This window comes from Azoarcus sp. KH32C, assembly GCF_000349945.1.
Taxonomy (GTDB): Bacteria; Pseudomonadota; Gammaproteobacteria; order Burkholderiales; family Rhodocyclaceae; genus Aromatoleum.
This window is the reverse complement of the sequence record NC_020516.1, coordinates 1247584-1272056: the sequence shown is the minus strand read 5'-3', so window position 1 is coordinate 1272056 and position 24473 is coordinate 1247584. Positions and strand designations below refer to the sequence as shown.

Below are 24473 nucleotides of genomic sequence, written 5' to 3'. Positions count from 1 at the left end.
ACCACGTTCGCCCCGCACATAGCACACAATGACGTGACTATCACGACGCGCTCCGCCGCCGCCCACGTCGCGCTGCCGTCACCGCCGGCCTCCACTCCCGCAGCTGCTCCAGCGTCACACCGTGCGCCCGCGCCTCGTCGCGGACGAAGCCGTCGTAGTAGTCGCCCATGTGCTCGCCGAAGTTGGGGTCGAGGTCGTTGTGCCACTGCTTGAGCCAAGGCAGCAATTCCAGCAGGCCGGCGAGGAGCGGCAGCAGGCGGTCGGTGGGCCAGCCTTCCAGGTCCTTCGCATCGAGGTAGTAGGTCGCGAGCGCGGTGGCCTGTTGCAGGTGGTCCCAGCCGGCCCAGGCGATTGGCAGGCTGCCGTCGGCGCCGCGTTCGCAGCCGGGGTAGCTCACCCAGCGCTCCTTGGGCACGTCCAGCCCGCCGCGCAGACGCCAGAAGTCGGCCTTCTGGAAGTCCTTGCTCTGGTACTTGGGCGGGACGGGAATCTTACCGACCTCCTCACCCGCATCCTCTCGCCGCTGCAGCGCCCAGCAGTCTTCCCACTGGGCACGCTTGCGCAGTCCGGACTCGGTGTAACGCAGCACCGGCAGGAAGGGCATGGACTCGGCTGCGACCAGTTCGCCGACCAGTCGCGTCACGTCGAAGTCGGGACGGCCGGCGTAGAGTTCGGCGATCTGCATGAGATCGGCGTCGAGCCGTGCCGCGTCGGCGACTCGGTTGATACTAGAAAGTTGAACCGGTTGCCCCGCCCCGCCTTCTCCCCCACCGTCGCCCTCGGCGCCCCGTGGCCAGTAGCGCGGCGACTCTAGGCGAGCGAGTAGCCAGTCGCGCAATGCGGCTTGCTCCAGGTCCTCCCACGACGTCGTTTCCCACCGCCGTTTGCAGTTGAATGACTCGACCAGCCCAATGTTGCGATCCGATTCAATAAGGTCGATTCGGCGCTGAACAAGGCTGCGATAGTGCTCCGGCCACCGAGCTGGTATCGCGACGACCGGTGCAATTCCAAGCCACTCGAACCAGCGCGTCTGGAGCGCTCCCGCAGCGAGGCGACGCGCCATGACGATCTCAAAGGCACGCTCGCCCGGAGCCACCTCGGGCGGATCACCGCATTCCAGTGGGTCATCCAGGAGTCCGTAAAGTCGATAGCAATGCCAATCAAGTTCCTCTTGCAGCGCAATCATGTTCCTCCGGAAGGAGGCTGCGCGGTCCTTGGCGTCATCCAACAAAGCACGATTGATTCCGTTCGCCTCAGTTGCGACGGCCGCAATGAGCCTGCCCGGAAGTTGCGCCTGCCAAGCCTGGGCGAGTTGATCAATCCGTCTCGCCAACTCGACCGGACGATCTTCTACCAGCGGAAACTCAGCGACCTTGGTCGAGTTGAAGGCATAGAAATCGTGCCACTTCTCGTCCTTACTACTACCACCACCGGGGCCACCCTTGTTATGGCACACCTGTTGAAACCAGAAGCACGCCACCGACGAGTTCAACAGTCCCACCTGCCCAAGGTGATCATCGTCAGTCGCCTCGGCCGGCAACTTGATGACCGGCGCGGTCTGCTTGAACACTTTGCCGCCGCGGTCGAGGACGAAGTGGTTGTGGGTGGCGACTTCTCCGAAGGTAATCAGACGCCGCGCGGAAACGCGGCTTTCAATGAACTGCATGTACTGATCCCAACGATAGCCATGCTGCTCGGCAGTCTTGCCAAACATCACCCGCGAGCGAAGGTATGTTCGGTTGGGCCACGACCAGCGGTCATACATCGAACCAGCTACGAAGGGAACCGGATCGAAGCCCGAAGTCGACGCCACGTAAGGAAATTCGACGAGAGACTCCCCTCCGCATACCCAGTCGCGAACGCTGTCCCCGACTGCGAACCGTCTTGCCGGAGCACCGATCCGCCGCGCGATGTGCTCAGGAACCAAGAACGCCTCATCTTCGCCCGTAATCGCCATGAACCCGATCGATTCGACTTGGGAAGAAAGTCGCTTGGGTGCTGCCGCCTCAGTACGCTCCAGCAGTTCGGCCGCGCCGCCCCCACCGATGCTCCACGGATGCTTGCGGAAAGTCGCCCGCGATGTATCCGCGACGCTGACGAACTGGCTCTCCGAGCCCTCCCGGTCGATCTGATCGAGAATGGCAGACCACACCAAGCCCTTTGCAGGGTCGTCAGGTGTAGACGGCTCGCCCTTGATCCCCATCACCGTCCGCACGCCCTCACCGACCGGCGGCCGATGACGGCCGTACAGGATCACCGTCGGCGTCCCGTGCCCCGGTATGTAGGCGCCCGACGTGTCGATGACGTGGGTCAAGTCGATCCGCGGCAACACCTGCTCGATGAGCTTCGAGCCGAACTCCCGCTTCATGAAGCTGTTGGTGGTAATCAGGCCGACGAAACCCGCCGCAAGGCCGTCCCGCCCGGTCTGCGCCAGTTCGAAGAAGCGCTCCGTAAAGGGGCAGCCGAGCGAGTATTTCATGTGGCAACTCGCGTAGCGGTGGCGATAAGCCTGGTTCAGCGCAGCATCCTTGACGACGATGTAAGGCGGGTTGCCTACCACCGCGTGGTACTGGCGGCCGAGGATGAATTGCACCTCTCTCAAGTCTTCACTGACGTAGGCATGGGCCAAGCCCGTGTCGGCATGCGTCTCCGCTGCGTCGAACAGTTCGTCCGAACGGATACCGCTTGTGCCGCCCAGTCCAAAGCGTTGCCCGTGCAGCAGGCTGTCGCCGATGGCGACGTTCATCTTCAGGTTGGGAGCGTCCGCGAGCCGCCGTACCTCGCACACCTTGAGCGCCGCCACGAGCAGTCGGAAGCGTGCAATCGCCACCGCGAAGGGATTGAGGTCCACGCCCGCCACCGCGTCGAGCGCCTGCTGCGCGATGTCGCGCGGGTTGCGGCCGGGCTCGCGACGCTGCCATTCGGCCACCAAGCGCTGGAAGCCGCCGAGCAGGAAGTGGCCGGAGCCGCAGGTGGGGTCGATCATGCGCGCGGTCTGGTAGCCGAACTCGCGCATGGCCGGAGTCAGCGTGCGGTCGAGGATGAATTCCTCGACGAACTCGGGTGTCTGCAACAGTGCGTAGCGCTTGCGGGTGGCCTCGGACAGGTCCTGGTAGAGGTCACCGAGGAAACGGGTGTCCCACTCGGGGTCGGTGAAGTCATGCGCGAGCACGCCGGTGTTGGGATCGACCGTCTGCCAGAACTGGCGCAGCGCCATCGCGGCGTCGCCGCTGATGCCCAGCCGGAAGACCGGGTTGTGCGCCTCGTCGAAGAAGGTCTGCAGGCCGTGCAGCGTGCCGGCCTCGCGGAAAGCGGCGAGCAGGTAGTCGCGGTCGGTTTCGCGCGGGTGGGCGCGGAAGTAGGCTTCGTGACGGTCACGCGCCAACGCGAGCCGACCCGACGCGGGCGTGCCGGACAGCCAGGGGCGGTCGACCAGCTCGTTGTCCTCGATGAAACGCAGGAAGACGCAGGACAGCAGCCAATGCACGCCCGCCTGGGTGATCACCTGCTCCACCCAGCTTTCGAACGGTTCGGCGCAGCGGTCTGCGTCGCAAGCCGCCTGCCATTCAACCTGCAAGCTGGCCTTGAGGTCCGGCACCTCGTTGATGCGGGCGCGCAGGTCGTCTTCGAGCCGCTTGAGTTGGCGGGTGAGGTCGGCGAGCAGGTGTGGGGCGTGGATCACGAGCGGATTCCGGTGTCTGGTTTCACGAGAGGGCAATGCCTCTCAGGATTGAGTGGCGAGCGTCGCGCGATGACGATTCTCGATCCATGACTGGGGCACGTCGGCCGCGGCGCTCGCGTTCACGAGCGGCACGGGCACCCCGTCGAGCGTCGGCAAGCCCTGCCGACGGGTTGGCAGAAGTAGCCATAGAGCGGGCGTACAGCCGGGGCAACCGACCTGCGACTCCAGGTCTGAAATTAGACTCATCAGGCCGTAGTGTGCGAGCAGACCGGGGCTCGTCAGCAGCGCCGGAACCTCGCTCTGCAGCAGGCGCACCTTCAGGCCCGGCAGCGCCCGCTGCACGAGACGCTGCAGGTTGGCCCAGTCGCGACTGTCGCGGGCCGCTCCATCGGCACGCAGGATGACGTTCCAGTCGATGCGGAGCACCTCGGCCTGTTCGCGCAACGCCTTGATCATCAACGCGTCGAAGCTGACGCGGACGAGCATACCGGTGGGATCTGCCGGATTGTTGCCAAACCGGCGCAACAGCTCGGCCTCGGCCCGTGCGGCAAGACGCGGCTCGACGCATAGCACGAGCAATCCGCCCTGACGCAGATTGCGCTGCAGGCGGTCTTCGAGCTGCTGGGCATCCTGAATAGCGGCGTCGGCGAGCGCATGGCCGTCGACCGTGGTGAGGCGCTGAAACGAGGTCGTAGCGCCCCCGGTGCCGTTTCCGTTGAAGTTGGTGCGCTTGAAGACACGCGCGGTATCGTCCCAACGGAATGGGGCGTCGACCTCTTCGAGCAGCCGATCCAGCGCGGGGCGGCCCGGCAACGCTTCGGCTTCCGGGTAGCGACCACGCACGCGTGCCTTGAGGTCTGCCACTTCCAGGTCCGGCAGGCTGACGAGGGCACCCAGGGACTGACGCAGCGCCTGCAGGGCCGGCATGTTGCGCAGATAGATCTCCTGCCGGCTGGAGAGCGCGGCCGTGCGCGATGCCGCGGTGGCGAGGCGCAGCAAGCGGGCGGGCTGGATGAGACGGATCTGCTCCGCCGAGTCCTCATCCGACGGTATCGGGGAGCGAATGCCTTCGAGCGCCTGCATGACACGGGCAGGCGGAAGTAGCGGGTCCGCCAAGGCACTGAGATCTGCCGCAGAGCCAAGCTGACGGGCGTAATCGGCCCACGCGGCACTGGTCGCGATGAGCGGTGTCGGCGAGTGATCGAACAGTTCGAAGCGAGGCTTCTCGAGATGGCTTTCGGCCTCGACGGCAGCACGCAGCACCGCCCCGGCGAGGCGCAGGCGCTCGTCGTCACTCTGTTCGGCACAGCCGCGCAGTGCCAGCAGAGCAAGTGCGGCCTCGCTGCTGGTCATCACCTGCCCTTGGCCGTGCAGCAAGGTGTCGAGCTGGTTGCGCAGTTCGGTGAACGCCGGGTTTTTGAGCCAGCGTTCGCGTGCCTTGACGAGGGCGTCGGTCAGCTCGCTGCGATCGAGTCCGCACGCGACGGCAGCTTCGCCGAGCGTCGGCCAGCTGCCTTCGCGACGAAGGCGTGCCCGGCTGTCCGCCTCGTTCTCGCTTACGCCGTCATCCAGCCCGAGATACAGGGCGAGCGCGGCCTCCTCTGGCCGGTCGTCGCCTGCCGGGCGGCGCGGCAACAGCTGCCGGGCCAGTTCGTTGATGCTGACCGCGGCCTTGTCGCTAGCCGCGCCCTCCTCGATCTCGTGCAGGGTGCCGCGGCCTTGGGTGAGGTCGGGGCGCAGCCGCGCGAGTTCCTTGGCCTTGAGGCGGATCTCCTTGCGGATCTTGTCGCCGACGCCACGCAGATAGCGGAAGCGGATGCGATCGACGGCCAGCAGCTCGCGAACGTTGTGGATGCCCATGTGCTCCAGCACATCCCGAGCCTCGAGGCTGTAGCCGAGCTCGCCCATCGTCGTTTCGGCAGAGGCGGCAAACGCGATTGCTTCGAAGCCTTGGGCGGTGGTCGGGTGCGTGGTGGTCAGCACCTCGAAGACCTTGCGCCACGAGCGCAGCATGTCTTCGGCGTTGTCGAAGCGGTCGCGGAAGTCACGTGCGAGCGCGCGTGAGAAGAACTGGTCCAGTGGCGCCCGGATGGCGGGGTCGAACACGCCCGTCTCGAACTTCAGGGCCTCGTTCACTACGGCGGGCGAGTTGGGGCCAGCGCCCCAGCGCGGTCGATTGCCGACCGCCATTTCGTAGAGCGTAACGGCGGCGGCAAAGCGTTCGGCGTAAAGGTCCCAACGCTTGCCCGGTCGCAAGGGCAAGAAGGGGTCGAGATACGGGGGCGTACCAGCGGTAAGGTTCTCTGCCGGAGTACGGCACAGCGAGAAGTCGAAGAGCACGAGTTGCAGCTTTCCGCTACGTCCACTGCTGATGCCGATATTGTCGGGCTTGATGTCGCGGTGGATGACCGCCTTGTCTTCCAGGTGACGGACCGCTTCGATCAGCTCTTCACCGAAACGATGGAGCATATCGAGCGAGAGGCGCCCGTCCCCGAGCTTTTCAGTCAGGGTCTGCTCGCCGGCGCTCTTGAGGAGCAGCGCCGTGCGGTCGGCGATGCGCAGCGTCTGGCGATACTCGACAATGTTCGGATGACGCAGCTTGGCGAGCGCCTCGCCTTCGGCCTGCAGGTTGTCGCTGTGCGCAAGGTCGTTGGCAACCTTGAGGACGAACTCCTCGCCGGTACCGTCCTGTTCGACGAGTAGCGCGACGCTGGATGAACCGCGCCCCATGCGCCGGACGACGGTGAAGCCGCCTTCGAGGCGGTCGCCCTTCACTGCGTCGGACGGATCGACAGTGGCTTCGGGATCGGGCGTGGTGAGTTCGTCCTCGACACCCTCGAGGTCGGCAAGAAAGCCCTGGATGTTGTCGTAACGGCCGAGAACATCCGGATGCGTGGCGTACTGGACGAGTTCCTGCAGCCGCTTGCCGCAGCCGTCCATGACGTCGGATAAACGCAGCCCCTGCCCGTCGCGCAGCTTGACGGCGAGCTCGAGCGTGGAAGTCGCAGGCGGCTTGCCGCTGAAGATCAGCCAGGTCAAGCAACCAAGCGAGAACACGTCCAGCTCGGCCCCGTGGGCGGGATCCGCCCGCGTCGTCTCCGGTGCGAGATAGACCAGACCGGGGTCTTCGACATAGGCCTCGACGTGCTGGGTGCCGGTGGTGCGATGGACGGTGTCGTCCGCATCGACATCACGGGCCGCCGTCTGCCAGTTCATCAACTGGACCTTCAGCGCGCTGCCGTCCTCCCGCACCAGGACACTCTGCGGGCCGAGTGCTCGGTGATAAAGGCGCTTGCCGTGCGCGTACTTGAGCGCCTCGGCGATGTCACGCACAAGCTGCAGCCGCTGGTCGACACTGAGGTGTTGTCCACGCTCGCTAATCAGGTGGTCGAGCCTGACCGAAGCGGGGTCGTGGTCGAAGATAAGCGTGGGGCCGAGCTCGGTGTCCTTGTAGTCGTTGCAGCGCAGGATGCCCGGATGGTCGATACCTTCCAGCACCTCGAACTCACGCCGTGCCTGACGCGCCCGGGCGGTACGCTCCTCGGGGCTTGAGGCGGTGGCAATCGTGTAGATCCGTGCCCGTCGCTGCACCGTATCGACGCTGACGTGGCGGACCTGCCAGTCCTGAAATCCGTCACCCTCGGTGAGCAACTTGACCAGTTCGTAGTCGCCGACCTGTCGGTACTTGTTCGACGGACGGACGCCAGCCTCGGTCAGCCCCCGGGTGATGGCACGCGCTTGCTGATGATCCACGGGGTGCCGGACCAAGCCGCGCAGCCCCTGCGCCAGCACGCCGACGATACCGTCGTCCCCCGGCAGGCCAGGGCGGCCCCTGCGGTAAGCGCCGGCAGCAGCTGGCCCCGTAAGCTGGAAGTCGAGCGAGGTGGATGACAGGAACACCAGCGGCTCGACAAACGGCAGCCGGATCTTGGCCTTGACGATGGCCGACTGGCGCCGCAACAGACTGGCAAGCCGCTTGGCCTTGCGGTCGGTGAGGAGCAGCGGGTTATCGGCCGTCCGCGCGCGGCCGTCGGTGACCCAGGTCCACGAGTGAGCGTCCCCCGAGACCCTCCCCGGACGACTCTTGATCTCGACCAAGAAGAGGCCGGCCGGCGACAGTACGAGCGCATCCACCTCATTGACCTTGCCTTGGTCGTCGATGAACTCGAAGTTACTCCAGACGTGCCACGGGTCGCGATCGGGGAGTTGTTCCCGCAGCCAGTCGAGCGCCTCGCGCTCCCAGGCGAAGTTCGATTCCGCGATTGCGTGCCAGCGCGAAGGTCCCATGGTCATGCATCGCTCCCTTGCTTGTCGGGCACCTGCTCGAACAGGTCTCCCACACCGCACCTGAACAGTGTGCAGAGCCGGTCGACGGCCGGAAGCTCGATGCGGGTCGCGCTATCGCGGCACAAGGCGGTGACCGTGCTGCGGTTGAGACCGGTGAGCCTCGCGACATCGGCAATCCGAAGGTTGTCGCGGCGCATCAGGACAGGTAGGTGACAGCGGATCATTGGGCTCGGAGGGAGACTGCCCGCGGAGGTCGGGGTGCTGCGCAGCGTAATATTTTTCTAGCCGCGCGGCAAATACATTCTTCATACTCGCCGACCTTGCCCTTCCGTCAGCAGAACCTCTCTCAGGATATTTCTGGGGCTTCGCCCTCTCGCGCTGGAGAGATCCTCTCAACGCACACCTTGCGCGAGCCTCCCCCTTCTTCGATCAAGCATCCGCTTGGAAAACCCAAGGCTCAGCCTTGAAGCGCTTCGCCAGCAAACCCATGCTGGGTGGATGGGCTGAGCCCGCCATCCTCAGCACAAGGCAAGGATAAACCTTCAGACTCAGCCACCACCCATTCTGCAAAGCTTTCACCATGCCGGTATGGAGCCGCATCGCCGCCAGCCGTTCGCCTCCCGGGCGCTAGCTTCGCCACCCGGTGTCGGTTCTCGAGACTTCCCCGCAGTCCGACTTATCCCCTGCATGCTGCCGTTGAAACCCCGTCCATGCAGGCGGCAGTCTCCGGGGCGCTCTCCGTGAGGCGCATGTGCCGGGTGACTGCAAGGGTGTATAGCGCAAATAGCCGGATTTCAAGCACCGCAAATTGCCCCTGCAGCGCCAAGGATGTTCACCCTACGTTGATCTGCCGTCTCGCCACACCACGAACGCATTTCGTACGTATGACGAAACTGCTAGCATGACACTCGCGCTGCGCAGACAGCCTCCAGCTCGTGACTCGGGAAGCCTGATCTGGGCTCTGCACCCCTTCATGCCTGACGATCGGATACGCCGGCAAGACAGACTTTTCGCGACGGGGTCAAGGTTAGCGAGCGACCGTATTCCCGTCATTATCCGAGGAAGTCGTCATGAATAGCATCCCTTTTCTCCACATCGAAGAAGCGAAGGAAAGCGCTAGGCTACTCTACCGCGCACTCGCCTTCCACCAGATTCATTTGCCCGGCGCCGCCGACAGCATCGGGTTACAACAAACCCAGGAACTGATGGCCCAATCATTCCGCTGCGCCGGATGGAAGGATCTGACCCGAAGAGTCGAGCTACAGGACTCCGTGGTTTATTTGGATGAGGGTGGGAGTCTCAGGTCATCGCGCGACAAGCTCGCAGAGCACCTCCACGCGATCATCGGGCCCCATGTTCCCCTTGAAACCGTGCGAGCCGCGGTTGGTCTTGCTGCCGTCGGCTGCTCGGGACGTGAGCGCAGCCACGCCCGCCGGTTCTTTTCCCTTTGCCCGGCCAAGACGGCTGAGCAGTGGGGTAAGTTGATGCAGGTTGAGTCCGCATATTCTTATCACTCCAGGTACAACAAAGGCCGTACGGTGTATGAAATCAGCATGCTAGAGTATGCGCGGCAAGCGGCCGTCGCCGAAATTCTGGGAACGCCAAAGCCGAGAAAGCCCAGGAGGCCCAAGGCGGGCAGCTAAGCGGCAGATACTGCAAGGGGAAAGTCACCACCTTCGATGACCGCGGAGTAACGCCGCCGACCACCGTGACCGGGCCTCTCCGTAACATGCCGAAGGGTATGTTCGTAGCACGTTGACGGGGTGTGCGGGCGCTTGCGGCCCGCACACCCCGATCTCGCTTGCCTATGCAGCAAGAGTTCGATTCAATTTCTTCCTCTTCTGGGACCACAACCGCACAAAATTGAGTCCTGTGGACGCAATCGCACTCCAGCGTACGTGCCTGTCCTGCATGAGATTCCACAGGCGGCGCATCTGTGGTAGGCTGTAAATCTCTATTGGGCACAGCTTCGCTCTGGCACGGAGCCCGCCTGTCATCCGATAACGATCGCTCATTCCGCCTACCCCGATGTAGGCGGCGGAGCGTTTTCGACATCCGATGATAGGAGCTTCAAATGTACGCACCCGAAATTGCCTCGGCCCTTTCCACTCGCTGCTCGTCTGGCTGCGCCCTGCGCGTCCCATGCGAGTACCCCAAGAGTCTCGATGAAGAACTGGAAGAACTTTTCCCCGAACTGCTCATCGGTGAAATGGGATGGTTCGGCCCCACTTCTGCATGCCATGTAGCTTGGAATACAAGTTCCGGCCTATCCCGATGGCTGAAGCAGCTGTCACCCGCTCGGCTCAGGGCTGCTGCAGAGGTAATTGACGCATTTTCGCGCGAGTCCATATCTATTGTCTCGGCACTTGATGCCGAGAACTCGGAATTCTTTTGTGAGGCTCTGGAAAGGGTCTTGGAGCGCAATCGCTTCGATAAAGACAAGGCACGGCACTCGGATGTCACATCTGGCACAGACGAGAAGCTGCTGGGCGACTTTCTCCAACTACCGACCGAGATTTGCGCAATCCTGCTTGAACGCGGCTTCGCATCGTCGTATCAGGTTGATTTCTTGCGCACGTCGCCGGAGGTGTCCCAATGGATTTCACACCTCGAACCCCATATGCTCGACGCCCTATTCGAGATTTTCCATGAGTATTTCGAGGGCTCGACCGGGTTCATCTCGGCGCTCGCGCGCTTCACTTCGGACAAAACCGTCCTTGACCGCACAGACCAATGGTTGATTTGGGCACTTTGCGCCGGTTGCGTTCGGAGTGAACTGGCATTCCGCATTGCGGTCACGCGGTTCGACACGGCTGAAGAATGTCATGAGTTCATCATCCTAGCGCACGATGCGATGCTGACCGCAGAAGATGCGACAGAGTTCGACACACTCTTTGAAATGGAAGACCCGATGGACGAGCTGAAAAGCTGGCTCCGTGACCGCGTCGCGATGCACCGACACATTGCCGTAGCCCGTCGCATACGGCATCTACTCCCGCACAGTTAGAAATACAAGACCTGCGCAGGTAATGTCGCATCAGGCACCGCCTGCGCAGGTGCGGATTCCGACCCAACGTGACCGCTGATTCCGAAATAGTGTGACCGGCGATTCCGTGATCGTGACCGCGGATTCCGATTTGATCGTGACCGATTTCGACCGGTTGTCGGAATGAGCGGTCACGTTGTCGGAATGGCCGGTCACGATCAAATCGGAACGGGGTTTGCGGTGCAGGCGTGGCAACGTCGTTTGTCAGGCCGGCTACCCTCGCGCGCTTTGCGCGGAGATGGGGATGCCGGCGGAGCGGATTGCCATGCACAAGATCAAGGAGCTGTTACGGCTCAAGTACGACTGCGCGCTCTCGCATGAACAGATCGCCCGCGCGCTGTCGATTTCGAAAGGGGTGGTCGCCAAGTATGTGAAGGCGGCCGAGGCGAGCGGGCAGCCGTGGGCCGCGTTGTCGATGACCGACGAGGCCGAACTGCGCCACCTGCTGGCCATCGGTTCGCGCGGCCGCGGGGCGAGCCTCGGCTACGCGGCGCCCGATCTGGCCGCGGTGCATCAGGGCCTCAAACAGAAGAACGTCACGCTGGCGCTGCTGTGGGAGGAGTACGTGCAGACAGCCGCGGGGCCGGCCTACCAGTACTCGCGCTTTTGCGACCTGTACCGCGAGTTCGCCCGCCGCCTGAAACGCTCGATGCGCCAAGCGCATCGCGCCGGCGAGAAGCTCTTCATCGACTACGCCGGCGAGAAGCTCTTCATCGACTACGCCGGCGATACGGTGCCGATCGTCGATGCTGCGACCGGCGAGATCGCGCGGGCACAAATCTTCGTCGCGGTGCTGGGGGCGTCGAGTTACACCTTCGCCTGCGCCACGGCGACACAGTCGCAGGCCGACTGGCTGGGGGCGACGGCAAAGGCGCTCGCCTTTATCGGCGGGGTGCCCGAGTTGATCATCCCGGACAATACGCGCTCGCTTGTCGGTCACGCCGACCGCTATGAGCCGCAATTGCAACGCACGACTGCCGAGTTCGCCGCGCATTATGGGGTGGCGATCCTGCCGGCACGGCCCTACAAGCCGCAGGACAAGGCCAAGGTCGAAGTCGGCGTGCAGGTGGTGCAGCGCTGGATTCTCGCGCGGCTGCGCCACCGGCGCTTCTTCTCGCTGACGGAGCTCAACGCGGCGATTGCCGCCCTCATCGACCCGTTGAACGCACGCGCCTTCCGGCGCCTACCGGGGTCGCGTCGCGACGCCTTCGAGACGCTCGACCGCCCGGCGCTGCGTCCCTTGCCCACGACCGCGTTCCAGTTCGCCACTTGGAAGCGGGCCAAACCCAACATCGACTACCACGTCGAGTTCGACGGCCATTACTACAGCGTGCCGTATGCGCTGGCCGGTCAGGCAGTGGAGTTGCGCATCACCGCGAGCAGCCTCGAATGCTTCGCCGCGGGCAAGCGCGTCGCGGTGCACGCGAGAAGCCACCGCCGCGGCGCCTTCACCACGCTCGTCGAGCACATGCCCGCCTCGCATCAGGCGCACCGCCAATGGACGCCGGGCAAGCTCATCAGTTGGGGGGCCGCCATCGGCCCGCATCTGGGGGAGGTGGTCCGCTACCAGCTCGAACGCATGCCGCATCCCGAACAGGGCTACCGCGCCAGCCTCGGGCTGATGCGGCTCGCCCGCCAGTACGGCAAGGAACGGCTGGAGGCGGCCGCGACCCGCGCCGTCACGCTCGGGGCGATGCGTTACCGCAGCGTCGCCTCCATCCTCAAGAGCGGCCTCGACCGCGCTCCCTTGCCCACCCCCACGCCGCAGCAGGCCGAACTCACGTTGCCCGCTGCTCACGAAAATCTGCGCGGCGCGCACTACTACCACTGATCTTTACCACCACCGGAGTCATTGATGCTGGTGCAACACAGTCTGGAACAACTGCGCGCCCTGCGTCTGGAAGGCATGGCTCGCGCCTTCGAGGAACAGCTCGCGCAACCGGCGGTCGCCGCCCTGAGTTTCGAGGAGCGCTTTGCTCAACTCATCGACCGCGAGATCCTGCTGCGCGATGGCAAGCGTATCGAGCGCCTGCTCAAGGCCGCCCGCATCCAGGTCGGCGGCGCTTGCCTCGAGGACGTCGATTACCGCGCCGGACGCGGCCTCGAGCGCAGCCACATCGCCGCGCTCGCGACGGGCCACTGGATCCGTCAGCACCAGAACTGCCTCATCACCGGCCCGACCGGCAGCGGCAAGACCTGGCTCGCCTGCGCGTTCGCCAACGCGGCCTGTCGCCAGGGGCTGTCGGCCTACTACGTGCGCCTGCCGCGGCTCTTCGAGGAGTTGCGCATCGCGCACGCCGACGGCAGCTTCAGCCGGCGCCTGATGCAGCTCGCCCGCCTCGATCTGATCGTCATCGACGATTGGGGACTGGCCGCGCCTTCGGCGCAGGAGCGCTCCGACTTGCTGGAGCTGCTCGACGACCGGGTCGGCTCGCGCGCCACGCTCATCACCAGCCAGCTACCGATCGAGCACTGGCATACCTACCTGGGTGATCCGACCTTCGCCGACGCGATCCTCGACCGCGTCGTGCATGCCGCGTACAAGCTCGCCCTCACGGGCGAGTCGATGAGAAGAAAGGAAAAGGCATAAGGCCGTGCGCGCGAGACGGCTTACCCACAGGCGCCCGCCCGCCAGCGTATGAGGCGCGCTGGCGTTCGCCTGTGGATAAGCCTGCGCCCAGGCCCGAATTGACCGTGATCGTGACCGACGCGGTTAGAATCTGAACCCCACGCTTGCGCGCAAACCCACCCGGTCACGATCCTCGGTGCAAGCGGTCACGTTCGTCGGAATGCGCACGCAGGCTCCCACTTACGATGACAACCTGCACGAGGTCGCGCGATCGAAGGCAAGGAACGCTGCACAGAGCAACGGAGTCCGCACACGAGAGGCAGCGACGATACTTGAAAGCGGCGAGCGCTGGCCGACTAGTACTCAATAGGCGCCATGACCCAATGCCGCTGCGGCAACCGCCGCACGCATTACCGGCTCTAAGTGTCCCGCCCGCAACTCATCCAACACAGTTCTTCCTCCTAATAATGGTTCAGGAAGCGTCAGGAAGTCGTACGCTTTCCATTCGGCGCCCCGGCCGAACGCCTGAAGGATTCCGGGAATCGCCGATCTAATCTCCGGGTCGAACTGAAATGCGGGAAATTTGTATCCACCCTTCCCGTTCGGCAACTCCAAGCCGAGAACTCGACCCTCGATTCGCAGCTGCCTCAGCGCCGCAGCTGAAATACCTGTTCGCGCTTCGGCCTGCTCAGCGGATAGCATGTCCGGTCTATTCAGGAGCTCGCGCTGCCCCTGAAGACCATGAGCCAAGAGTTCTCGCTCGAGCCGTGACACCTCCGAATCGAGCCCTTCATCCTCGTGTCTTGGAATGTTGCTCATTGACCTCCCCCTCTCTTGCACGAATTGCCTCGCGCCTCCATAAGGAACGCGCTTCGGCACACTTCTGACACTACTCCTGCCTTTCAGTCACGGGAAGCGACTCAACCAGGGAGCAAGTCATGGACAAGTTCACACTCCCCATCAACGCCGTTGTCTGGGTCATAGACGCTTAATGTGGCTGTGCTCGGGTTCTTCTGACCGCATGAGCGAATTCGAGAGCGCCAACCGGCATCGGGTCGCGTTCACCGCCACCAGCGGCGGCCTTTTCGTGGGCGAGCGTGCTAAGGCCATTTCCAGCTACCCGCACATCCCCGAGGCGAACCAGCGAATCATGACTTACCGCTATCTCTTTGGAGCTCCCGTCTGGAGGTTTTACGCGAAAGCGGACGTTGAACCGGGCAGCACGCCGTTAAGCCGCCATTCGCCTTGTTACGCCACATTTTGCGCACAACGGACAGCTTTCTGTGCGTTCCAGACGTTCGCCAGCGACATGGCGAGGTCTCTCTCCGGCCGGAAGCCGCCGGTCGCTACCCGATCCAGATAGCGGTCATCCGGGCGATGACTGCATGCTTTCAGCCTACGCGTTACACTGACCGGTGACATTCAACAACGCTGTCCGCTGCGGCACTCCATGTCGTGCTATTTTGGAAATGCTTGTGTTTTACTTGATTGAACAGTGACCTGCATGCCGTGTTATCCGGCATTCAGGCGTTATGCGCCAAAACTATCGCCCTAAAACAAATTATGCATCTGGAGGCCTCGGTGCCATTAACTAACCAACAAGTAGCAAGTCTGCAAGCGGCAATCACACACTACGGATTTCCGGCGGTCTACTTCGATTTCACTGTTCAAAGACCAGTGGCAGCCGCAAACATGGCAGCGGTCGAAGCGCATATACACGGCCAGTTGACTTCTGCAAATGCACAGAGTGTCCTGCATGGCTTGGCAAATGTTCTTTACTGGGGCTATGCTCAGATTGGCTATCGCGATGTCCGTGTAAATAACTTCCTGGCTGGTGCCACCAACGCGCACGCAGCGGTGTTTCAAAACTTGACTGCCGGGAGAGTTGTGCCAACCTTACGCCAAATACAAGACATCCACATGCCGCAGTTCTCGGGGATATCTTTTATTTCGAAAATATTGGCGTTTCTAGATCCTAGTAATTACTGCGTCCTAGATCAGCAGTTGGCACGCCTCGCCAACGGACACGGGGTGAGGGCACTGAACCAACTCACCCAGGGTCAGCAAATTAGGGTCTCCGCCAACAATCAGATCGCTTATGATAGTTGGCGTCAGGAGTGCGCTGAAATATCAGCGACATATTTCGGTGGTGCCTATCGAGTCATTGATGTTGAGCGTGGATTCTTTCATCTTGTGCAAACAGGGCAATTGCATTTGGCTCAAACAATTTACGCAAATGCGTAACGAGCCCATCAATCGGACCATCAAAAAGCGGCGCTTTTTGCCGTCCGATTACGTCCAACGTTGAGAGTCCGCTTCTCCAGGAAACCAAGAACCGCTGCGGGTCGGGCACGGACGGAGCCCTGAAGAGGCTGGACGACAGCTTTCTGACTCCTCCCGTCCGCAGTGCCCGACGTTCGCCGCTTGACGGGGCTGACAGACAGCTTGAGTGCTTGAGCTTGCAAACAGCCATTGAGTTGTTACGCCCAGCGGACGGCAACCTACCCGCTGCTGCTGGCCCAGCCTTCGCCAGTCAAATGGCGGGTACCAGAGCGGAGCAGTCGGCCGAGCCGACCGCGCACGGTCGAGAGTCCGGCCCTTGCACCATGCGCAAGCTCACCCTGTCAAGGGCAACCGAATTTTCCCCACCTCCAGGTGGGGATTATTGGATTACCGCTGCCACACCCTACAACCGGCGGTCGTAACCTGCTCCCGCAGGTTGGGGGCGGGTGGTGAAATTCCGGCGCGGAATGCGGCGCAGGATTTCGAGGTTCAGAAATGCATTGTCAGCGGGTACGTTGCGCGCTCACAAAACCACCACTTCATCGCTATACCTGTCTTCAATCCGCGCCCCATCGCACAACACGGTATAGACAGCACAATCGAGAATGGTTTTCTGTTGTTGGATTGCCGCAGCCAACTCGTGCGAGAGGTTGCAGTCGCCATCGCTAATCATCAGAACATCCGCCTTTTTGTAGTTCTTCTGCTCGGAAATGATCGAAAGGGCGCGTCTGAGCGGACTTTCAAAATCGGTGCCTCCGCCAAAGCCTTGTTGCAGAAACTTCAGCAGGCCAACGGCATCGTTGTGTTCCACCATCGAAAACTCGCGAATCTCCCCAGCAGCGCCAAACAGCAGCACATGCAGGGAGCGACCTTCCTTGTGAAGGATGTTGACAGTGGCAAGCAGGAGCGCCTTGGCTTTCAGCAGTGGGGCACCTTGCATGCTTGCTGAGGTGTCGAGACAAGCTACTATCGGCCCGGTGCGTTTGCTGACCCGCTCCGTCTCTTCACCAGAGATGAACGTTACCCCACGCAGTTCATACGTCAGCAGATTTTTCTCTAGCAGGCGGGCGTAAAACAACACTTCCAGCGTTTCGTCTTCGAGGTTGGGCAGCTCGCACGGCAGGACCCGCATTACATCGTCGCTGCGGTGAGTGCCGTGAACCTCGTTCTTGCTCGCCTCTGGCACCCGGGCCTTTTTCTTGCGTTCTTCCGAGATGTAATCGCGCCCCATCTTGCGCGCCAGTTCCTTGATACGAGTGTTGCCCTGCAACTGCGCAGCAAGCGCAGCAAAATCTTCGCCGCTGGCTTTGAGTTCCGCATACGAAAAGCGAGCATCGGGGCAAGCGACGAGGAAGCTTTTGACCTCCTCGTATTTTTGCGAAACGTCGCTCAGAGTTTGCCGGAAATGCGCTAGTCGCTCGCGAACTGCTTCTGGAACGCTCTCGTCGGCGATTTCCTCTTCGTAGGCCTGGGTCGCGCCGAGCTCATCGCGGATCCGGGCGATACCCTCCTCGTCGAGCGGTAGGTTCTCGAAATGTTCCTCGTGCGCCTTCCAGTCGGGCTCGGAAGCGGCCCTTTCATCTCCATCATCTTCGCTCTGCCAATCCCACAGGCGCCATTTGGTGGCGCCCAACTTGTTGCGCGCGGCCCGCTTCAGCGCAGTCATGGTCGGCTCCATGGTCCCATCGGGAAGCATGGTCATTGCGTGATCCACCGGTGAAAGATCCGCTCCGCTCCCACGTGCGTAATTCACGCAGCGGGTCGAAAACTGGTGGCAATTCTTGACGATCAGGCCGTAAAACGCCCGCTCCCCGACATGCCTAGCAGCGCCACGCGCTATTGACTTATGCCCGACCGCGCCGTCCCTATTGCAGGACACATAGATCTGTCGCCCTAGCGAGCTCTTCGAGGTGAAGCTCTCGGGGCCGGAAGCCCGAACCGTACTTTCCGCCAGACCATCGACCTCAATGTTGGAAATTCGGCCATCGCCGATGTAAATTCCCGAGTGCTCCACCGCTAGCCACAAGTCGCAATACACAACGCTGCCGGGCACGGGGCGCACCTTTTCACGAAAGGTGCTGTCAACAAAATACTTAAGCGGTTTCAGGCCGAATGACAGGGCAAAGGCGGCTGCTTCGTGCGCGACCCAATTGCCCAGAGTCGCGACGCCCACCAAAGGAAGCATTGTGTACCCCTTACAGCCAGAGATTGGCGCGCAACTGCTCGGAGAGCAGGTCGCCCATGTTTTCCTCGGGCGCGGCATGGCGTTGGTGATCCGTCACGGCTTGCACGCCAACGGCACGCAACTCCGGTTGTCGCTGCTCATCGTTCCATTGCCAGACGGTCTTAAAGTCCCAGCCCAGGGTGTGCTCAAAATAGTGCTGAGTAAAAAGCGCGGCGGACAGGGATTTACCGTCCCGTCCATCTGGTTCTGATACGCCCTGATGGCAATCGAGTGCGACGTTGTTCTCCAGCTTCGCTCCCTCCAGCGCCCAGAAATTACCCGCGCCGCAGGTGATTCGGTTGCCGAGGTCCTGACGCACGTAACCACCCTTGGGCTTGAATGCACCGAATGCACACCGGGTGATAGTACTGGCGTCACAGCGGGGAGCTATGCCAGAAAAACGCACTGTGACATTATTCTCAGTAGACGGGTTCCCCGAGACGAAACAGCACTCAATGATGCACCCCTCTGTCAATGCCCTAGCTATGCCTCCATCTTCTCTGCTGTCCGAATCTATCCGTGACCACACGCCGTCGACCTGTGCTTGGCAATCTCGGATTCTGCTAGCTTTTGCTTCACCTCCCACTAAAACATGTCCGCTTCGGCAGCGACTGATGGTGCATTGCTCGACGTCATTTCTTATCAAACAGCCGTCAGACTGACAGTGAGCAATGGTGCACTTGATGGCACTCCAAATTAATTTGCCGCCCGACTGACAGTAGCTGATGCTGCTGTCGCTTGCGCTACCGAGCAACTGGACGTCCGATACGCAGGCGGCAATCTCGCTGCCGCTGACTGCTTTTGCCAAGCCGAGTCCTTTCAACCGTACATTGGCGAGATGGGATTTGTTCTGTACGTTGTCGAAAAGATGAACCCATTGAGAACACGTGTAATCGATTGTATGCCCGCTACCGTCGTAATGGCCCTGAAAATCGATTTTCAACCACGTCGTCAGTTCGCGGCAGTCAATGTCGGCGGTTTGCCGGAACCAATACCCTTGTTGCCCGACGTCTTGGCGCTCCAGTCCGGCGAGATCATGCAAGGTCTCGATCAGGATAGGGTCTTGCTCGGTGCCGCTGCCTTTGTACCCCTTGGCTACGGCATTGGGCTTCGCGCCAGTCCTGTGGGCCGGCGGGGCGCTCGTTGGGCGTGCCTTCGCATCGGAGCTGGATTCAGTGGTTTGCCCGGTAAGCGGCACTGGACGGCTGAAAACACGCAGGGTGTTCATTACCAACTCGCGGACCTTGATGACGTTGTCCGGGTGGTTCCAGAGGCAGTCTTTCAGTAGCAGTAAATCGGAAAGGTCGACCTCGCTGCGGCCGTTGGTTGCTGCCGATACGCACAATAGGCCAACCGCTTTTTTTAGACGGCGATCAGACAGATTTTCGCGGCGATCTTCCTTGAAGGTTTGCTTGTGCTCGGCCCAAATGCGTTGAATGGCCGACACGATGTCCGGTGGCAGGGTGACGGCTTGGGCTGCCTGCCGGATATCCCGCAGCTCGGAGGCGTCGAGTCGGCGTGGCTCGGGCATTTCTCCTGAGCTGGCAAACAGGAGCGGTAGGTTGTCTTCGCTCACGTAGTCGACAAAGCTGCGCACCAGAAAGCGGTCGTAGAGCGCATCGAGCTCTTCCTGCCCCGTCGGCAGCTCGTTGGAGGCAGCAATGAGCGCCTGTAGGGGTATATCCTCTGATATCGAGCCATTGTGGTACTTGCGTTCGTTGAGGATGGTCAAGAGCGCGTTGAGGATGGATGAACTGGCCTTGAAGATTTCATCGAGAAAGGCTATGCGCACAGTGGGGAGGTAGCCTAGCGTATTACGTTTGAACCGGTCCTCCTTGAGTTCTCTGATAGACAACGGCCCGAAGATTTCTTCCGGGGTCGAGAACTTGGTAAGCAGGTACTCGAAATACTCCCCAAGGTCGCCTGCTCTACCGTCGTGGGCCAAGCATTTGGCCACGCGCCTCGCAAGGAGGCTTTTGGCCGTGCCGGGGGGGCCGACAAGCAGCAGGTTTTCGCCGGCAAGTACAGCAAGCACAGCGCTCTTGAGCGCATCATCTCGTTCGACCAGACCGTGGTTGAGTTGATCCAGTAGTTCAATGAGCCGTTTCTTCATGTATCGATTCTCGGGTAATGATCGTTGTCAGTCTGGGTTCCGGCGTGCTTTCGAGCGCTTAGGAGTGCGACAAAGGCATAGGTTGTTCAGGAGTGTGTCAGCCACTGTCTGACCCGCCCCCACAGCGCGGAAGTGGCAGACGCAGAGCGGATTTGCAGGTTGGGGCAGTTGCAACTTGGGCAGCAATCGGGCGGCAGGTCGCGTGCAACAAGCGCATCGGATGCAGGCTGCCATACCCTCTTCCAGCCGCACAGCGGACAGCGGATTTCCAGACAGGGTGGGCGGATGGGCATGTTCTATCGATTTCAACGAGTGAAGTAACAGCCTCAATCGACTGCAGCCTAACAGGCCGGTCCCCAGTCAATTTCGGGACCGTCGAGCATCAGATCGATGCTCACCGATACCAGATTGCCGACCTGTTACCCACAATCGCGTACGTGGCTGCGACTGGCCTTTGCAGTTCCAGATGGGCGCTCTGAGCGAGTCTGGCCAGCAAAGGTGTCCATGTTCGGGCTTGCATGCGCTTGTTCGTAGGCTTCGTCGTTTGGTTTCGGGCGCTGACAACAATTCGAATATTATCCTGCATGTCATGCCCGTCGACCATGATGTCATGTCAATCGGGCATGATCCCAGATCGATTCCGGAGTGGCTTGCGACGTGGCGCCCTTGCCGGGCAATGAGTCAAGCACCTCATATGGGCTAACCGCGCTGTCTGGATGACGGTGCCAATTTCCTCGCAAATTTCTTCGACGATCTGCCTGTTCAGTTCGAGCAAGTTGCTCCGCAGGCGACGGGCATTGTCGCGGTGCTCGCACGCCCAACCGTCGCAGCACGGGTCGCTAGAGAGAAAGAGAGCGTCAACCAGCCCCGCCTTGGCGCGGTGGACGGTCTGGCCAATCATTACTTCTCCATGGCGACGCAGTTTCAGACCCTTGCGCAGACCGGTGAAATCGGTGTGGCCCCCTCAAAATGAGTCTGCGCTGCGCCGGCGTCGCGAAGGTTCTTTTCGTGGCGCTCAAAGAAGCCGAGCACATGGCGCTCGAAGGCTTCGTCATGGTTCAGTGCCAGCATGCTCGCAAGAGACATTTGCGTACTCTTGCCCACGTCGAACACGTAGCTGTCGGCCGCGGCCTCTTCGATTTCGACTTCGCACTTGTCCCACACCTCGTCAGCCACTGTGCGGGCAAGGGCGGTGGCATCGTCGTGCAGTTCACACATGCGCTGACGTTGCCGACTGATCAGGTTCTGCAGCTGGGCATCTATGATGTTCCTCCGTATCCGGTTGGCCGGTGGAGACCTGCAGGAACATCATCATCGCGCCGTGCGACAGTTGGTGACGCGCAATTGCCTCAGTCAGTCAATGTTAGTTACCAAGCATTTGGTGGTGCGAGCAACTCTCTCGCGCTGACTGAACTGGGAATCAAAACGTGCGAGCCGGGACGAAAAGAACGATCTATGCAAGATCGCTGGGCGTCTGCTCGCCGTCGTCAGGGAAGTAGCGTCCATCGGGGATCTCGACTACGACGAGGACAGTGACATCGGCCTTCGCTACGGCAGCGCCGCTGTCTTTGTTCGTCTGGCGGGCAATCCGATTCTGCTGCGCCTTTCTTCGCCCCTTTTCGGCGGGGTGACGGAGATGGCACTTCTCGCACGCCTCAATGAACTCAACGCTGAGCTGGGGCGCCTGCATCTCTTCTTCCGTGATGCGACGATCTTCCCCGTCTCGGAGACTCCCGGCGTGCCGCTGCTGCAGGCTCACATTGCCGCGGCTTTGTCTCGATTCTGTGAAATCGTCGACGGTCTTGACGAGCTGATCGAGGCGGAGTTTGGCGGGCACAGGATAGAGTTTGAGGCAATGCAAAGCGCAACTATCCATTGAGGCGACGGCATGGGTTACGACGTCATCGGCGACATACACGGACAGGCTGACAAGCTCGAAGCCCTGCTGACCACACTCGGCTACCGGGACACCACTGATGGCTGGCTCCATCCGCAAAGGACTGCGGTGTTCGTGGGCGACTTCATCGACCGCGGGCCGCAACAAGTGCGAACCGTGAATCTGGTGAGCCGCATGGTGAGTGCCGGTCTTGCTCGGGCGGTCATGGGCAACCATGAGTTCAACGCGATAGCGTGGCATACCCCGGATCCCGAACAGCCAGGCGAGTACCTCCGCTCCCACTTCAGCGAGAAATACGGCGCCAAGAACCGGCAGCAGCATGAACGATTTCTCGCCGAGGTTGAACACCTTCCCGCGGAACACGCCCGCCTGATCGCTTGGTTTCGCACCCTGCCGCTTTGGCTCGATCTAGACGGCATCCGGGTCGTCCACGCTTGCTGGCATGGTTCTTTCATGAATTGGCTACAGCAGTCAAATCTGGGAGACGACCAGACTCTGAGTAAGGACTTGCTTGCGCCGGCGACGCGCGAGCCTGACGACGAGTCGGAAAAGGACATTGATGTGCCCAGCGTCTTCAAGGCGGTTGAAGCGCTTACGAAAGGCATCGAGATTCCTGCTCCCGAGGGACATTCCTTTCGCGACAAAGACGGCCACGAGCGCAATCGGGTGCGCGTGCGCTGGTGGGATCCGGACGCCTCGACTTATCGAACGGCGGCGATGATGTCGGAGGCGGACCGGGAGCGTCTGCCCGATACGGACATTCCAGCCCATGCACGGATCGGACTCGACGACCGAAAGCCGGTTTTCTTCGGGCACTACTGGCTCACGGGGCGACCAGCCGTCGTGTCGCCTCATGCGGCCTGCGTCGATTACTCCGCGGGCAAGGGAGGACCATTGGTCGCGTACCGCTGGGATGGCGAATCTGTGCTGACCGACAAGAATTTCGTGAGTGTGGCGTGAAGATAAATCAACGCGGCGCGAACCGATTTGATCGGGCCGCTTGAGAATACGACTTGAGATTCGCTTCACGGCGACGAGATAGGAGGCGGACATCGACTGGTTCGAACGACTGACGGGCTTTCGCGAGGCCGGGTACGCGGCAACACAGGGTCGCCTCGAGGTCGTCGGAGATCGACTTCATTCGAAGGTGAACGGCAAGCACTACGGAATCGGGCAATTCGAGCTACTGTCCCTCGCCGCGCTGCGCGAGCGCGCGCATACGGCAGACCGGGGAGCGGGGCGACTGAAGGTAAGTGTCGTGCAAGGAGATGTGCGACGCATGCACCAGTGGCCGGAGTTCGGCGGCGCGCTGTTCCAGGTTGCATCCCAGTTCAACATGCTCGAGATGGTCGGCCCCGCAGTGACACCCGAGGATGGCGTCACGCGTTACGAAAATGACCACACGCAAGGGCCGGCGTGCGCGATCGCCGCGGGCGCAGCCACCATCTACCGCAACTATTTCGTACCCGTGGGCGGCCAAAATGGCCAGACCAGCGAGCGCCAACTGGACGGACTGGCCGACCTCGGCGCGGCGCTGAGCGAACAACCGGGACGGCCTGTCGGAAAGTTGTGGTCGATGCAGAACGGCTACGTGCTATGCAGTTATGCTGGACTCGACGCAGTCACGCAGCATCTAGCGTCCCTGGGACCGAACGAGATCGATGTTTTGCGCGGCAAATTGCTTGTCGGCTTGCACCGCGATGTTGAAGTCATTGATGCCGAGAGTTCGACCAGACCCATCGTATCTCAGGTCTTTTGCTCAGCCCTGCCGGTCGCCTATGGCCGGGAGCCACGCGAACGCTGGCAATCGTTCGCATCGTTGATCCTGGAGGCGGCGTACGAAGCCACGATATGGGCCGCCGTAGACAATGTCCAACGGCGCCGCGCCTCGAACGTGGTGCTCCTGACGAGGCTCGGGGGCGGCGCTTTCGGAAATGAAGATGCTTGGATCGACGCCGCAATGTGCCGGTCGCTTGGCTTGGCGGCAGGTTACGGCCTGGACATCAGGCTGGTGAGCTACGGACCGCCTTCGCCCCAACTTCTCCAAATCGCGCAGGCGTTCGCCTGAGGAGTCCCCGACCGGTGCGAACCGCCGACCGCGCACTTGGTGAGAGGCTGTGCTTGGTAGATAGCGGTTGCCGCTAGATTAGCGCGGGCGCTGATTGGATCGTCGCGGCGGGCAGGGGTCGTAGCGCCTGGTCCGCTACCTGCCGTTACACCTATCCAACCGCAAGTATCGCTATGAGGTCGAGCCCGCGGACCATCGTAGGCCGAGAGAGCTGCCATTCGGGCGAATCTGGTAGCGAGAGACAGGAATCGGCGCTGGCGACGCGCCCTTGAACTCAGTACCGGATCCCCTGCTATCAGCGCTC

Annotated in this window: 15 protein-coding genes; 8 read left to right on the top strand and 7 right to left on the bottom strand. The window is 61.7% G+C overall.

Annotated features, from left to right (window positions below; all coding sequences use genetic code 11):
* Window positions 1-40: 40 nt before the first annotated feature.
* The 3 genes from pglX to AZKH_RS05705 are packed head-to-tail and all read right to left on the bottom strand — an operon-like array spanning window position 41 to window position 8193.
* The gene (pglX, locus tag AZKH_RS05715) at window positions 41-3682 is read right to left on the bottom strand and encodes a BREX-2 system adenine-specific DNA-methyltransferase PglX (RefSeq protein ID WP_015434796.1); all 3642 of its coding nucleotides are present in this window, start codon (window positions 3680-3682) and stop codon (window positions 41-43) included.
* A gap of 42 nt (window positions 3683-3724) precedes the next feature.
* Window positions 3725-7975, bottom strand: a complete 4251-nt coding sequence (gene pglW / locus AZKH_RS05710; RefSeq protein WP_015434795.1) for a BREX system serine/threonine kinase PglW — start codon at window positions 7973-7975, stop codon at window positions 3725-3727.
* The gene (locus AZKH_RS05705; RefSeq protein WP_041655964.1) at window positions 7972-8193 is read right to left on the bottom strand and encodes a helix-turn-helix transcriptional regulator; all 222 of its coding nucleotides are present in this window, start codon (window positions 8191-8193) and stop codon (window positions 7972-7974) included. The genes pglW and AZKH_RS05705 overlap by 4 nt, the downstream gene beginning before the upstream one ends.
* Window positions 8194-9039: 846 nt before the next feature.
* On the opposite strand from AZKH_RS05705, the gene AZKH_RS05700 reads away from it, so the two are divergent.
* From AZKH_RS05700 to istB, 4 genes are all read left to right on the top strand, one after another.
* Window positions 9040-9612: a hypothetical protein gene (locus tag AZKH_RS05700; RefSeq protein WP_015434793.1), complete on the top strand. Its 573-nt coding sequence runs from the start codon at window positions 9040-9042 to the stop codon at window positions 9610-9612.
* Between the two features lie 431 nt (window positions 9613-10043).
* Window positions 10044-10976 carry a hypothetical protein gene (locus AZKH_RS05695; RefSeq protein WP_015434792.1) on the top strand — a complete coding sequence of 311 codons (933 nt, stop codon included), beginning with the start codon at window positions 10044-10046 and terminating at the stop codon, window positions 10974-10976.
* A 283-nt stretch (window positions 10977-11259) separates the two neighbouring features.
* Window positions 11260-12846 (top strand): IS21 family transposase, encoded by a 1587-nt coding sequence (istA, locus tag AZKH_RS05690; protein WP_041655963.1) that lies wholly within the window; start codon window positions 11260-11262, stop codon window positions 12844-12846.
* Window positions 12847-12870: 24 nt separating this feature from the next.
* A complete protein-coding gene (gene istB / locus AZKH_RS05685; protein ID WP_015434790.1) occupies window positions 12871-13605 on the top strand; it encodes an IS21-like element helper ATPase IstB in 735 nt (244 codons plus the stop codon).
* A 342-nt stretch (window positions 13606-13947) separates the two neighbouring features.
* On the opposite strand, the gene AZKH_RS05680 is transcribed toward istB, so the two are convergent.
* Window positions 13948-14403, bottom strand: a complete 456-nt coding sequence (locus tag AZKH_RS05680) for a hypothetical protein (RefSeq protein ID WP_015434789.1) — start codon at window positions 14401-14403, stop codon at window positions 13948-13950.
* A 669-nt stretch (window positions 14404-15072) separates the two neighbouring features.
* Between AZKH_RS05680 and AZKH_RS26690 the strand changes: the two genes are divergently transcribed.
* Window positions 15073-15828 (top strand): hypothetical protein, encoded by a 756-nt coding sequence (locus AZKH_RS26690; RefSeq protein ID WP_197538752.1) that lies wholly within the window; start codon window positions 15073-15075, stop codon window positions 15826-15828.
* 562 nt (window positions 15829-16390) lie between these two features.
* On the opposite strand, the gene AZKH_RS05675 is transcribed toward AZKH_RS26690, so the two are convergent.
* The 3 genes from AZKH_RS05675 to AZKH_RS05660 all read right to left on the bottom strand — a co-directional run bounded on the left by AZKH_RS05675 (window position 16391) and on the right by AZKH_RS05660 (window position 21422).
* Window positions 16391-18052 (bottom strand): VWA domain-containing protein, encoded by a 1662-nt coding sequence (locus AZKH_RS05675; protein WP_015434786.1) that lies wholly within the window; start codon window positions 18050-18052, stop codon window positions 16391-16393.
* 10 nt (window positions 18053-18062) lie between these two features.
* Entirely contained in the window at window positions 18063-20204 is a 2142-nt protein-coding gene (locus AZKH_RS26190) for an AAA family ATPase (RefSeq protein ID WP_015434784.1), read from the bottom strand.
* Window positions 20205-21128: 924 nt separating this feature from the next.
* Window positions 21129-21422 (bottom strand): hypothetical protein, encoded by a 294-nt coding sequence (locus AZKH_RS05660; protein WP_015434783.1) that lies wholly within the window; start codon window positions 21420-21422, stop codon window positions 21129-21131.
* 418 nt (window positions 21423-21840) lie between these two features.
* On the opposite strand from AZKH_RS05660, the gene AZKH_RS27175 reads away from it, so the two are divergent.
* From AZKH_RS27175 to AZKH_RS05645, 3 genes are all read left to right on the top strand, one after another.
* On the top strand, window positions 21841-22083 hold the full coding sequence (locus AZKH_RS27175; protein WP_015434781.1) for a hypothetical protein: 243 nt from the start codon (window positions 21841-21843) through the stop codon (window positions 22081-22083).
* 9 nt (window positions 22084-22092) lie between these two features.
* Window positions 22093-23061, top strand: coding sequence for a metallophosphoesterase (locus AZKH_RS05650; RefSeq protein WP_015434780.1), 969 nt, complete (start codon window positions 22093-22095; stop codon window positions 23059-23061).
* Between the two features lie 187 nt (window positions 23062-23248).
* Window positions 23249-24169, top strand: coding sequence for a hypothetical protein (locus AZKH_RS05645; RefSeq protein WP_015434779.1), 921 nt, complete (start codon window positions 23249-23251; stop codon window positions 24167-24169).
* Window positions 24170-24473 lie beyond the last annotated feature (304 nt).

Bases quoted from the DNA above. Each gene is read 5' to 3' on its own strand.
- pglW (WP_015434795.1), bottom strand. From the start codon at position 7,975: ATGACCATGGGACCTTCGCGCTGGCACGCAATCGCGGAATCGAACTTC.
- AZKH_RS26190 (WP_015434784.1), bottom strand. From the start codon at position 20,204: ATGAAGAAACGGCTCATTGAACTACTGGATCAACTCAACCACGGTCTG.
- AZKH_RS05695 (WP_015434792.1), top strand. From the start codon at position 10,044: ATGTACGCACCCGAAATTGCCTCGGCCCTTTCCACTCGCTGCTCGTCT.
- AZKH_RS05660 (WP_015434783.1), bottom strand. From the start codon at position 21,422: ATGTGTGAACTGCACGACGATGCCACCGCCCTTGCCCGCACAGTGGCT.
- AZKH_RS05675 (WP_015434786.1), bottom strand. From the start codon at position 18,052: ATGCTTCCTTTGGTGGGCGTCGCGACTCTGGGCAATTGGGTCGCGCAC.
- AZKH_RS05705 (WP_041655964.1), bottom strand. From the start codon at position 8,193: ATGATCCGCTGTCACCTACCTGTCCTGATGCGCCGCGACAACCTTCGG.
- istA (WP_041655963.1), top strand. From the start codon at position 11,260: ATGCCGGCGGAGCGGATTGCCATGCACAAGATCAAGGAGCTGTTACGG.
- AZKH_RS27175 (WP_015434781.1), top strand. From the start codon at position 21,841: ATGGCACTTCTCGCACGCCTCAATGAACTCAACGCTGAGCTGGGGCGC.
- AZKH_RS05700 (WP_015434793.1), top strand. From the start codon at position 9,040: ATGAATAGCATCCCTTTTCTCCACATCGAAGAAGCGAAGGAAAGCGCT.
- AZKH_RS05680 (WP_015434789.1), bottom strand. From the start codon at position 14,403: ATGAGCAACATTCCAAGACACGAGGATGAAGGGCTCGATTCGGAGGTG.
- AZKH_RS05650 (WP_015434780.1), top strand. From the start codon at position 22,093: ATGGGTTACGACGTCATCGGCGACATACACGGACAGGCTGACAAGCTC.
- istB (WP_015434790.1), top strand. From the start codon at position 12,871: ATGCTGGTGCAACACAGTCTGGAACAACTGCGCGCCCTGCGTCTGGAA.